Origin of the sequence: Aquimarina megaterium XH134 (assembly GCF_000520975.1) — a bacterium.
Taxonomy (GTDB): domain Bacteria; phylum Bacteroidota; class Bacteroidia; order Flavobacteriales; family Flavobacteriaceae; genus Aquimarina; species Aquimarina megaterium.
This window is the reverse complement of record NZ_JACB01000003.1, coordinates 154,055-166,834: the sequence shown is the minus strand read 5'-3', so window position 1 is coordinate 166,834 and position 12,780 is coordinate 154,055. Positions and strand designations below refer to the sequence as shown.

At 31.8% G+C, this 12,780-nt stretch carries 13 protein-coding genes; 8 read left to right on the top strand and 5 right to left on the bottom strand.

What is annotated here, in order from left to right; genetic code table 11:
- Nucleotides 1-3: 3 nt before the first annotated feature.
- A complete protein-coding gene (locus tag Z053_RS0103560; protein ID WP_025663660.1) occupies nt 4-642 on the top strand; it encodes an alpha/beta hydrolase in 639 nt (212 codons plus the stop codon).
- A gap of 10 nt (nt 643-652) precedes the next feature.
- Here the strand turns inward: Z053_RS0103560 and Z053_RS32240 are convergent, their stop codons facing one another.
- From Z053_RS32240 to Z053_RS0103535, 5 genes are all read right to left on the bottom strand, one after another.
- Nucleotides 653-1,030, bottom strand: coding sequence for a nuclear transport factor 2-like protein (locus Z053_RS32240; protein ID WP_025663659.1), 378 nt, complete (start codon nt 1,028-1,030; stop codon nt 653-655).
- A 2-nt stretch (nt 1,031-1,032) separates the two neighbouring features.
- On the bottom strand, nt 1,033-1,545 hold the full coding sequence (locus Z053_RS0103550) for a DinB family protein (RefSeq protein ID WP_025663658.1): 513 nt from the start codon (nt 1,543-1,545) through the stop codon (nt 1,033-1,035).
- Nucleotides 1,546-1,711: 166 nt separating this feature from the next.
- Nucleotides 1,712-4,297, bottom strand: coding sequence for a phosphoenolpyruvate carboxylase (locus Z053_RS0103545; RefSeq protein ID WP_025663657.1), 2,586 nt, complete (start codon nt 4,295-4,297; stop codon nt 1,712-1,714).
- A 167-nt stretch (nt 4,298-4,464) separates the two neighbouring features.
- Nucleotides 4,465-4,944, bottom strand: coding sequence for an Lrp/AsnC family transcriptional regulator (locus tag Z053_RS0103540; RefSeq protein ID WP_025663656.1), 480 nt, complete (start codon nt 4,942-4,944; stop codon nt 4,465-4,467).
- Between the two features lie 76 nt (nt 4,945-5,020).
- Nucleotides 5,021-6,178, bottom strand: coding sequence for a M14 family zinc carboxypeptidase (locus tag Z053_RS0103535; protein WP_025663655.1), 1,158 nt, complete (start codon nt 6,176-6,178; stop codon nt 5,021-5,023).
- Between the two features lie 383 nt (nt 6,179-6,561).
- Here Z053_RS0103535 and Z053_RS0103530 point away from each other — a divergent pair, with 383 nt between their 5' ends.
- The 7 genes from Z053_RS0103530 (at nt 6,562) to Z053_RS0103500 (ending at nt 12,683) form a co-directional block, all read left to right on the top strand.
- Nucleotides 6,562-7,041, top strand: coding sequence for a helix-turn-helix domain-containing protein (locus tag Z053_RS0103530; protein WP_025663654.1), 480 nt, complete (start codon nt 6,562-6,564; stop codon nt 7,039-7,041).
- A gap of 69 nt (nt 7,042-7,110) precedes the next feature.
- Nucleotides 7,111-7,485, top strand: a complete 375-nt coding sequence (locus Z053_RS0103525) for a hypothetical protein (protein WP_025663653.1) — start codon at nt 7,111-7,113, stop codon at nt 7,483-7,485.
- Nucleotides 7,485-8,291 carry a TerC family protein gene (locus Z053_RS0103520; RefSeq protein ID WP_025663652.1) on the top strand — a complete coding sequence of 269 codons (807 nt, stop codon included), beginning with the start codon at nt 7,485-7,487 and terminating at the stop codon, nt 8,289-8,291. The genes Z053_RS0103525 and Z053_RS0103520 overlap by 1 nt, the downstream gene beginning before the upstream one ends.
- Nucleotides 8,292-8,357: 66 nt before the next feature.
- Complete coding sequence (locus Z053_RS0103515; RefSeq protein ID WP_025663651.1) at nt 8,358-9,011, top strand: tetratricopeptide repeat protein; 654 nt, start codon at nt 8,358-8,360, stop codon at nt 9,009-9,011.
- 96 nt (nt 9,012-9,107) lie between these two features.
- Nucleotides 9,108-10,025: an ABC transporter ATP-binding protein gene (locus Z053_RS0103510; protein WP_025663650.1), complete on the top strand. Its 918-nt coding sequence runs from the start codon at nt 9,108-9,110 to the stop codon at nt 10,023-10,025.
- Between the two features lie 5 nt (nt 10,026-10,030).
- The gene (locus Z053_RS0103505; protein WP_025663649.1) at nt 10,031-10,825 is read left to right on the top strand and encodes an ABC transporter permease; all 795 of its coding nucleotides are present in this window, start codon (nt 10,031-10,033) and stop codon (nt 10,823-10,825) included.
- Nucleotides 10,826-11,015: 190 nt separating this feature from the next.
- Nucleotides 11,016-12,683 carry a formate--tetrahydrofolate ligase gene (locus Z053_RS0103500; protein WP_025663648.1) on the top strand — a complete coding sequence of 556 codons (1,668 nt, stop codon included), beginning with the start codon at nt 11,016-11,018 and terminating at the stop codon, nt 12,681-12,683.
- Nucleotides 12,684-12,780 lie beyond the last annotated feature (97 nt).

Here is a 12,780-nt window from a genome sequence, read left to right as displayed (position 1 = left end):
CACATGAGTGCTACTGAAAAAGAAATTTCTTATACTGCTACAAACACATATTCTACACTTAATAATTTACACCCTGGTACTAAAAATGTTTGGCTAGTTTTTCATGGGATCGGATACTTAAGTAGATATTTTATACGGTTGTTTGAAAGCCTTAATAAAGAAGATAATTATTTTATTGCACCGCAGGCTCCTTCTAAATATTACAAAGGTGATAATTACAGAAGAGTCGGCTCTAGTTGGCTAACCAAAGAAAACACTATGGTAGAGACCAAAAATGTATTACGATATGTTGATGCAATATTGTCATCTGAAGAAGTCCCTGAGCATGCCAGGCTAATTGTCTTAGGGTACTCCCAAGGTGTAAGTATCGCCAGTAGATGGGTTGCCAGCCGTAAAATAAATTGTGACGCCCTGGTTATGATATCTGGTGGTTTTCCTAAAGAATTATCCAGAGAAGATTTTTCTTTTCTAACTGATCAGACAAGAATCACTCATATTCTGGGAGAAAAAGATCCTTTTTTTGAAATCGAAAAAGTTGAAGCCGAGAAAGTACGGGTGCAGCAAATATTACCTCAGATTGAATTTAGAACTCATCCAGGAGGACACGAGCTAGAACCAAAAACTCTAACCAACTTATTATAAATCTATTGCACTACTTTTTTAACGCTTCTATTGCTGACCTACTATGAACGGTATCATAAATAATAGTAAGTTTTTGAATCTCATTTTCTGAATTGAGCACTATAATATCTACTACTTTGAAGACCACTCTTTTTCCGTCTTTTAATTCCCAGTCAAAATCAAAGAGCAGTGAAATTCTATTGGAGTTTTTTTCAAAAAACAAACCATCAAATTTTAATTTTGAAGTAGTGGTATCATCTGCCAAAGCCTTATAAAATTTACTGGCTGGCATTGTTCCATACAATGGAGATTCAACAATTCCGTCGTCGGCAAATAAACCAACAACTTTATTCACTTCATTTTTTTCTAAAAACGATAAGTAATTCTGAGCAACTTCTTCTTTTGTCATACTTATAAATATCTTTCTTTTATAACCTCAAAATGATGTTTTTGATGTCCTATTAATATATATCCTGCAGCTCTTGAACTCATAGGGCTACCACTCGCCTCTCCTATTCTGGTTAACATTTCACCAGTGAAGCTTTTGAATAATGAAATAGAGTTATTTCTCGCAGATTGAAAATCTGAAATCAATTCTTCTTTACTATAATTATTCGCATTTGAATACGGAACATAATCATCTTGTTCAAAACCCATAATTGGCGTTTTATCATTCCTTGCAAAACGCAAAGCACGATATGCAAAAATACGTTCTCCATCAATTACATGTTGCAACACCTCTGCTACAGTCCATTTATCTTTTGCATAGGCATGAGTAAGTTTTTCATCAGGAATGGATTGTACAAAATCAACAAATTCTTTTTGACTACTTTCTAACCCCTTTACAATATCTGGCGATCCGGCTTTAGCAATATATGTTTCATAATACGGGTTAAATTCTCCTTCTTTTAACTGTGATACCATAGTGTATTAGATATAGATTAAATTTAAATTTATTTGTAATAATATATAAACTCACATTACACTATAAAACTTTGCCATAAAGTATAATATGAGTTAAACAATGAAGCTGAAATTTAATCATTCCAGCTTCATAATATAATATCCTTAACAGTACTTTATTAAAAAATCATGCCGAATTACGACTAGCATTAATATTCCCAAACAAAGAGCGAGTTACCATCTTCTCATAAATTGCAACATCTTCTGGTTTTGCGTCTTTATTTTTATTTAAATCCTGAATTTTCTTCAATGCATATTGCTGTATCGTGAGCAGAGGCAATACGATATTTTCTCTAATATCGATAGATGCTTTTCCTGCCGGCTCGTTTTGCATTAACTCTGAATACCCCGTTAACTTAAATAACAATCGTTTGGTTAACAAGTATTCGTTATGAATGATATCCCAAAATGCACCATACTCTTCATCTTCTTTCATATAAGAAGTTAATTCAAAAAAGGACTTAGTAAGACTCATCATACTATTACCTATCAACGTTCTAAAAAATGGTGAACCTTTATACAGAGACATTACTTTATCAAATTCTCCATTTTCTTCAAATACTTTTAGAGCTGTTCCTACTCCATAAAAGCCAGGGACATTTTGTTTTAACTGGCTCCAACTTCCAACAAAAGGTATTGCTCTTAAATCACCAAAATCTAAAGTCGCGCTTTTACTTCTTTTAGAAGGTCGGCTACCAATATTTGCTTTCCCATAATACTTTAATGTACTCATATGCTCCAGGTACGGAAGAAATTTAGGGTGATTTTTAAAATCAACATAAGTTTGATAACTTATATCAGCAAGCTTTTGCATAGTTTGCTTATTCTCTGCAGAAAAAAGATTACCCTCGTTACTTGTTAATTCATTTTCTACTCCGGCTCCTAATAATTGTTCTAAATTATACTGACAAGAATCCAATGTCCCAAAATTAGAACTAATCGTCTGCCCCTGAACAGTTAATTGAATTTCCTCATCTTCGATTGTTGGGCCAAGAGATGCATAAAACTGATTTGTATTTCCTCCTCCTCTTGCAGGTGGTCCACCTCTACCATCAAAAAATATAACTTTTACATTATATTTTCTAGAAATTTCAGTTAATGCTTCTTTTGCTTTAAAGATTCCCCAATTCGCCATAAGATATCCTCCATCCTTGGTTCCATCAGAAAAACCAAGCATAATAGTTTGTTTCATTCCACGGCGTTTTAAGTGCTCCATATATTCTGGATTAGTATATAAAGACTCCATTACCTGGTGCGAAACCTGTAAATCTGGTACTGTTTCAAAAAGAGGAATTACATCTACCGTAGGGAACTCCCAATCACAAAGCTTTATTAAAGCAAATGTCTCTACTATATTAAGTTCACTTCCATTATTACTAATAATATAACGATTCGCTGCTCGTTCTCCATTATTTTGCTGTATCGTTTTTATCGCATAAATAGATTCTATTGTTGCTCTTGTTATATCATCATCAAAAACAGAAGGGTCTAATTTTCCTTTAATAGTAGAAAGCACACTAACCTGTTCTTTTTCAGAAAAAGATTCATACTGTTTGGGGAAAATATCTAGTCCCAATTCATTCGTTTTCTGTACAACTTCTGTAAGTACTTTATGATGAACTCTTGAATCTTGTCGAACATCAAGTGTTCCGAAATGAAAACCAAAAATTTTCACCTTATTAATTAGATCTTGCAGGTCCTCAAGAAATAAAGATTGATGCTCTTTTATTAATTCTTCTCTAATCTCGAGCAATCCATTCATTAATGTTTCTATCGATAATGGTTCTGCGGTTTTTGCATAATAAAAGTTATCATACAATGCATTTTCTAAGACCGCTATTTTATCCTGAAGGTTACCAAAAGTAATTCTTCGTTTTAATGCTCGGATATCACGGTAATAATTGATCAAAATTGTTTTTCGTAATCGTTTTGCTACTTTTAAAGTAATCTCTGTGGTTACAAATGGGTTTCCGTCTCTATCTCCTCCTGGCCAGAATCCTAAATTAATTAAGTCATTTTCGAGATCTTCTCCTTCAAATATATTTTGCTGGACATAATTATATATGGTTCCTGCAGAATGATAAAATACGTTTTCTAAATACCAGATCAAGCTTACTGCTTCATCATAAGGTGTTGGTTTTTCTTTCTTAAAAAAAGCTGTTTTACCTAGCTGAGCTAGTAGTTTTTTTATTCTAGGTGAATCATTATTACGAATTGCCGCGTCTAAATCATGAATAATCCCGAGTACTGTTCCTGGATAAAACTGTGTAGGATGGGCTGTTAAGGTAGGACGAATCTTAAACCTCCTTAGATAATCTTTTAACTCTTCTAATTTACCTTTTGCCTGGGCTTCTTCTTTGATACTTCTTAAAGTCCCTCTACCATCCATATTGTTCACTATAGGAAAGGCAGCATCTTCTATTGCATCAAACAATACAACTTGACGTTCGATATACTGAATAAACCTAAATAGCAAATCATGCTTTTCTTTTGACTCAGGATTATCCTGGTATAATAAAAAAAAGTCTTCTACGATTTCTGTAGGATTTTTGTGTTGATCATAGCCTTTTTCGCATACTTCTTTAAACAGTGGTAATAAAACCCCGGTGTTACTTATAGTATCAAAAGGTAATGTTATAAATATACTATTGTATATCTGGTACTTAGCAAGAACGTTTTCATTAAAACGTTCAATTTTTGGTTTTCTAGCCATTGGTGTGGTGGTACTTGTTTATGGTTAATATGTATTCTTGTTAGTGATATAGCAGATAAAACTTGTTTAGCACATCTTGCCATATGGGTTATTAAAAGGTTATTAATTAATAAGCCCTTTAAGGTTTTCTTAAAGGGCTTATTCTATATTTGTTTAGTACATTCCCTTTATAAATCCTGAAAAATAGAGTGCATTAATCGTTTCTTATCATTAATACTCTCTTCTAATGAAATCATAGTTTCGGTACGATATACGCCATCAATATCATCTAGTTTAAAAATGATCTCCTTAGCATGATTCGTATCTTTAGCTCTTACTTTACAGAAAATATTAAACTTTCCTGTTGTAATATGAGCAACCGTTACAAATGGTATTTCATTAATCCTTTCTAAGACGAATTTGGTTTGCGAAGTATTTTGAAGATAAATTCCAACATATGCTATAAATGAATATCCCAATTTCTTATAGTCTAATGTTAAAGAAGATCCTTCAATAATACCTGCTTCTTCCATTTTTTTAACTCGCACATGTACCGTACCCGCAGAAATCAACAATTTTTTTGCGATATCTGTAAATGGTGTACGAGTATTCTCGATCAACATGTCTAGAATTTGGTGGTCAACTTCGTCTAATTTAAACTTTGCCATATTGTTTTTTTATTATTTTTCCCGATTATTTACATTGCAAATTTAGCAGAAAAATACAGTTTCCATACATTTTATTTTAACTTTTTGTTGATTCTATTAAGAATAATTCAGAGTTTAGGTGAAATTTTAACAGCATAGCCTCTGGAACTATCTCTACTGTAACGTTTTCGTTATATATTGCCCTTTTTTTGCCAATAATCTCTCTATGACCATAAAATTTTTGAAGATCCCCAATTTTAACAATTTTTGGTATAAATTTCACACTATTTTTGATCAATTCTTCACTGTATTGAACCGCTATATCTACATTTTCACCCTTTAACATCACATCTCTTATAATGACATCATAGAAGCATTTTCCATTTTCTGGTATTGAAAAATAATCTTTATATCTATCTCCTGTAATTTGAGTAGTCGTTATATATTCTATCGAGGTTATAAGAGAATAAAATATATATTCTCTGGTTATTTCACGATCATAATCATTTGAGTAGTGCCCTGCTTCAAATAATATAGTAGGTATTCCCATACTCGCTAAAGTATCTCCTACACAATTTAAATTAAAACCATCGTCATACCGCCCTACTTGATTCGGAATAAATTGTTGAAGCACTGTATTCATCTTAGCAATGATTTCCATAGCTATTTTACGGCTCGGGGTTATTGATCGTTCTAAATCACTTGCAGGAGATAAAAAAGACACAGTAGCAGGATACTTAGTTTCTCCTGCACTAAAAATAGTACGTTGCCCATGAAGATTAAACGCAAAATCTGGTTGAATACGCTCGACTAGTTTACTAAATACTATACTCTCCTTTTGTGTTTTTTGCTGTGCATCCCTATTAAGATCTACCTGGTTAAAATTAAGTCTGGTATATGCCTTTGCTCCATCGGGACTTAAAATAGGTATTATATATATTGTACACTCTTTTAAAATAGTTTTTGCCAAATCATTTGAGACGTCTGTAAAGAAGTTTAAGAGATCAAATACAGCTTTTGTTGTTGTACTTTCATTACCATGCATCTGCGACCAAAACAAAAGTTTTTTAGATCCACTACCTAATTTAATGAGATCTATAGATGCATTATTCTCAGAAAATCCTATCTGTTCAATTTCTGTTTTTAAAGACAAGAGATCTAATAAAGGAGAAATATGATCCAGAGTAATATAACGCCCAAATAAGGAAACTTCTTTATAGGTATCGAACCAGTTCTGTAATATATGCGTATCCATTAATTTGTTTTAGAAAGCTACGAAATTACTACAGTTTACCGAAGATTCATAACAAATCAGATTAATATTTACACTTGTAAACTAGAGTGCTGTTTACAAGTGTAACAACAATCAATTTACATTTGTAAACATTCAAAATATATCTATTTGTTTACATAGTTAAACAGTAATACTTACTATGTTTCCAAATGTATTTCAGTTATTAACAGAAAAAATAATGGTAATTATCCATATTAATTAATATTCTAATAATCAGATATTTATACACACTTATATAAACAGATAATTTAACACTATATATTACTAGTTTACAATTGTAAACCAGTGTTTTCAACAAATTTGTTTACCTTTGTAACCAATATTTACTCTTAAACTAGTTTACAATGGTAAACAATAAAGATTTTGGCAAAAGAATCCAAAAAATAATGGATTACCATGCTGTATCTGCCTCATCCTTTGCAGATTACATGGGTGTAGGTCGTTCCTCTATTTCTCATATTCTTAGCGGACGAAACAAGCCTAGTCTTGATTTTGTAATGAAGATTATTGATGCATATACCGATGTAGATTTACAATGGTTGTTATATGGAAAAGGAACATTTCCTAAATCTGAGAATGTTTCTGTTGAGAAAAAAACTCCTTTGTCAAACACCTCTACTGTTTCTCAACCTACACCTCCTCCAGTTACAGTTTCTAAACAAGATTTATTTTCACAGTCATCACCAGAAGAAAAAATAGCTGACCCAAATACTCCTCCACTAGAAAAAATTTCTCGAGTAATTTCTACAGAAAATGAAATAGATAGAATTGTTATTTTTTATACCGATGGTACCTTTAGTTCATATCACATGAAAAAATCTTAACAACTTTTTTCTTCCTTTCTATTAACTTTCTGGAAATAGAATTATTTTCGTTTTTCATTTATAACAATTATGAAGCGATTTGCTTTACTATTTTTCTCTACTCTACTTATGAGTAGTTGTTACCAACAAGAACGCAACTGTACAGATTTTCATACAGGGACTTTTGAATTTGAAACTTTTCTGGATGGTGAATTGGTTACAACCACTTTTATTCGCAATGATTCTATAGAAATTGATTTTTTCAGAGGTAAGGTTGACACAGCCAGTATTCGATGGATTAATGATTGTGAATATATTGTACAAAAATTGTCTCCCAAAAATATGGCAGAGAAAAAAGCTATACATATGAAAATCTTAACAACCGATAAAAACATCTACACTTTTGAATACGGATTAGTAGATTCAACTAATAAACAACGTGGAACCGCAAAAAAAATAAAATAATGTTCGAAATTTTTACATCTGCAGATGCCTGGGTCGCCTTATTAACACTAACATTTTTAGAAATTGTTCTTGGTATTGACAATATCATATTTATTTCATTGGCCTCTAGCAAATTACCGGATCAGCAACAAAAAAAAGCAACCAATATTGGATTACTATTAGCTATGCTTATGCGTGTTGTTCTATTATTTGGTATATCACTATTAGTTGCCATGGAAGCCCCTTTCTGGCATATCAATCTTCCCTGGATAGAAGCTGGTATTAGCGGTCAGGCTTTAATTTTATTTGCAGGTGGGATGTTTCTTCTATATAAGAGTGTTCATGAAATTCATGAAAAAGTCGATGAAAAAGGTGAAGAAGAAAAAGAAATTCAAGCTAAAAGTTCTTCTTCTCTTTCTAATGCGATTGTACAAATCACCTTAATTAATGTTGTCTTTTCTTTTGATTCTATCCTTACAGCAGTAGGAATGACAAACGGATTAAGTGATAATCCTAATGATGCTTTAATAATAATGATTATTGCTGTAGTAGTATCCGTACTAATTATGATGATATTTGCAACTCCTGTAGGACGCTTTGTAAACAAACACCCGTCAATTCAGATACTTGGGCTTTCATTTTTAATCCTTATTGGATTTATGCTTATCGCCGAAGCTGCACACCTAGCGCATCTTCAGATATTTGAAAGCGAAGTTGGTACTATACCAAAAGGATACCTCTATTTTACCATTGCGTTCTCACTATTAGTAGAGTTTTTAAATTTTAAATTACGAAAAAAGCAAAAAGCAGCTAAACAAAAAGTATAAAATATAATCTGTAATAGTATAAACCGATTCAAAAGGTAAATCGTTTGAACGTATCAAAAATAAAATATGAATAATTTTCTCTCTATTGTATCTCTATTATTTATTTCTATTTCCATATATGGACAAGAATATAAAGAAAAACTCAGCAATGATGTTTGTAACTGTTTTACAGAAAACAATAAAAAAGGGATCAATACGCTAGAAAACTGTTTTAGCCAAAATATTGGTAATTATCGAAATGAATTAGATAAACTTATTGATAAAAATTCTTCTATTTCTGAGTATGAACAAGGCAAGGTCATTGGCAAAAAAATATTCTTTGAAATGCAACAGAATTTAATTCAAAAATGTGATGCCTATTTTCTTTTCTTTGAAAACTTAAGGGAGCAATCTATTCTCGCCATGAAAAAGAAATATAGTCAATCAAAAGTAGATTCTATCACTACTCTTATTTCAAAAAATAAAACAACTGAATTACTTTGGGAAAGAGCAAATTTGTATTTCGCTAATAGCGAATTGAAAAATGCAGAAATTGATTATCTAGAATGCTTAAAAATGGAACCAAATCATATTCCAAGTATGTTTTTTTTAGGTTGGTTATATGAAAAAAATAAAAATTATAGCAAAGCAATCAAACTTTATCAGGTTATCCAAAAAGCAACTAAAAAACAAGAAATAGTTTTATTTATTGAGATTGCTACAAGAAAATCAAAAGAATGAATTGATACTACTTATAAAACTATACATTTCCTTGAAGTGATTATGATAAGTGTAACAACTTACCCATTGATTCGTCTTCTGGGAAATGTATAGATAATGAGTCAATTAATAGTCCAAACAGAAAAGCTTAACTTCTCATATTCGAAATCTAAAAAAGATATCGATAGTTTAGACTTAGAAGTCCCTAAAGGAAGTATATATGGTTTTTTAGGTCCAAATGGTTCAGGAAAAACAACTACCATAAGACTTCTCTTAGGTTTACTCAATAAAAACTCAGGAAATATTAGAGTTTTTGAAAAACCTTTTGCAAACCATAGAATTGATGCACTATCAAAAATTGGGGCATTAATAGAAAACCCATCTCTTTACAACCATTTAAGTGCAAAACAAAATTTGCGTATTGCCTCTACATATCGGGAAAATATCAAGAAAGATCGAATAGATGAAGTTTTAGAAACAGTCAATCTTTTACATGTAAAAAACAAAAAGGTTAAAACTTTTTCTTTAGGAATGAAACAACGTTTAGGGTTAGCAATAGCACTACTTTCACAACCAGAGTTATTGATATTAGATGAGCCAACAAATGGATTGGACCCAAAGGGAATTATCGAAATGAGGGAATTAATAAAAAAATTGAACAAAGATGGTATCACCATTTTTATATCAAGTCATTTATTAAGTGAAATTGAAAAAACATGTACTCATGTTGGCATTATTAGAGAAGGAAAGATGCTTTTTCAAGATACTGTTAAGGCTTTAACCGATTCGCAATCAGATCAATTACAGATCGAACTTGAAACAGACGATAAACATCGTACATATGATCAACTGATTCAAATGGGCTTCGAAATAAAAAAGATAGAACATGAAGAACACCTTCTTTCTGTTTCAGTAAAAGAAAAGTCCCAAATCCCTGTATTGGTCGATTCGCTTCGGAAAAATAACATTGGTATTTATCAGGTAACGATTAAAAATAACTTAGAAGAATTGTTTCTTAATCTCACCGAAAATTAATTAAAATGACAACTACAGCATTCTATTTCAATAGCTTAAGAAACGAAACACTAAAATTAAAACATACGTTTGCCTTATGGCTAACAGCTATTTGTGCATTATTAATTCCCTTATTATTTTTTATAGTTTATATCGTAAAGTGGGAAAAACTGATTCCCGCCGAAGGAGTTAACCCCTGGAATAAATTCGCAAATGAGCAAATTGTGAACAGCCTTCCTGCATTGGTTCCTTTATTTATTGTCCTTATTACAAGTCTAATTATTCAGATTGAACATAAAGCTACAGCTATTAAACATTTGTTTGCTTTACCAATCCCAAAATGGAGTGTTTATTTTGGTAAACTAAGCATAATTATTGCTGCTGTATTTGCTACATATGCTATGTATTATGGTTTAATTTTACTAAATGGAAATTTATTAGGTGGCATGCGTCCACAATTAAATTTTTCAGAATTTTCTCCAGAATATGTATTTCATATAAAAATACTATTTCGCTCTTTTGTTTCTGTTTTAGGTATTCTAGCCATTCAATTCTGGTTAAGTTTTCGATTTAAAAATTTTATTATTCCTTTAGGTGTTGGTATGGTATTAGTAATTGTAGGTTTAATCGCTGCAAGAGCACCAGAATCTATTTATTTTCCGTATTCCTATTCTATGATAAGCATGAACCCATTAGACGAAAAAACTTCTGATCTAAATCTCTTCTGGTGGTTCCCTACTGTAACATGGTATAGTTTGGGATATTTTCTTGTTTTTGCGATTGCAGGCTTCTTTGATATCAAAAGAATGAATGTAAAATAAAAGAACATTCATTGCTAAAACAATCAAATTTATAAGCAATTATACTTCTAAATAATCCGGCTTAGAATCCATTCTTATTCTTAATTATAATCAACACAAATTAGTATTATTTGAAGATGTTTTTCACAAGTATAATATTAGAATCAAAATAATTTAATTAATATTATACTCCTAAAAAAATGATTTTCACATGAATGATTTAGAAATAGCAAAACAGATACAACTTAAACACATAAGTACTATTGCCGAAAAACTGGGATTAAACTCAGACGATATTGAAATGTATGGTAAGCATAAAGCTAAATTACCACATTCTGTTATTGATAAAGATAAGGCTAACAAAAGTAACTTAATTCTTGTTACTGCTATTTCTCCAACACCTGCAGGTGAAGGAAAAACGACAATGTCTATTGGGTTGTCTGAAGGATTAAATCAACTTGGAAAACAAACCACAGTGGTTTTAAGAGAACCATCATTAGGTCCAGTTTTCGGAATTAAAGGTGGAGCAACAGGAGGTGGTTATTCACAAGTACTTCCTATGGAAGATATTAACTTGCATTTTACAGGTGATTTTTCTGCTATTGAAAAAGCACATAATTTACTCTCTGCTGTTATTGATAATAATATTCAAAGCAAAACGAATTCATTAGGGATAGATGCCAGAACAGTTACCTGGAAAAGAGTAATGGATATGAACGACAGAGCCCTTCGACATATTGTTGTTGGCCTGGGAGGAACAACTTCTGGTGTACCAAGAGAAACAGGTTTTGATATCACAGCTGCATCAGAAATAATGGCAATCCTATGTCTTGCTGATGATTTAGAAAATCTAAAACAACGATTAGGAAACATCTTTATTGGCTATACTTTTGGTAAAAAACCAATCTATGCCAAGGATTTAAAAGTAGAAGGAGCCATGGCAGCACTTCTTAAAGATGCTGTTAAACCAAATCTGGTGCAAACTATAGAAGGTAATCCTGCAATTATTCATGGCGGCCCCTTTGCAAATATAGCACAAGGTACCAACTCTGTAATTGCTACGCGAATGGGAATGTCACTTTCTGATTACACCGTAACCGAGGCAGGTTTTGGTGCCGATTTAGGTGCAGAGAAATTTTTAGATATTAAATGTCAAAGCGCAGGAATATCACCAAAAGCAATTGTAATCACTACTACAATACGAGCATTAAAATATCATGGAGGAGCGGATTTAAAATCATTGACCGATCCTAATGTAGAAGCTTTGAAAAACGGAATACCAAATCTTGAAAAACACTTAGAAAATGTAAAGCAGTTTGGAATCACTCCTGTTATTGCTATTAATAGATTTGTATCAGACAGTGATGAAGAAATTGCAGCTATTCAAGAGTTTGCAAAAAACAATAACGTGAGAGTTGCTTTAGCCGAAGTTTGGGCCAAAGGAGGTAAAGGCGCTCTAGAACTTGCAAAACATGTTATAGAGATTGTAGAGTCGGGTGAATCAAACTTTACTCCTTTATACAATTGGGAAACAGATGTAACTACTAAGATCGAAACCATTGCTACAAAAATATATGGTGCAAATCGTGTTGATTATACTGCAAAAGCAAAGAAAAATCTAAAAACAATTGAAGCATTAGGACTAGAAAATCTTCCTGTTTGTATTGCCAAAACTCAAAAATCATTATCCGATAATCCGAAATTAATTGGTCGTCCTAAAAATTTCACAATAACGATTAGAGAAATAGAAATTGCTGCAGGTGCAGGATTCTTAGTACCAATTACAGGAGATATGATGAGAATGCCTGGTCTTCCTGCACATCCGGCATCAGAAAACATCAATATTGATAATGATGGTAATATTACTGGGTTATTTTAGAAGTCAATAGTAATAAATACGCCCTTTTACATTATAGTTAATGTTTAACGTAATACAATTATTTCTATTAACTTTGTGTAAATAGCTCTTTATTAAT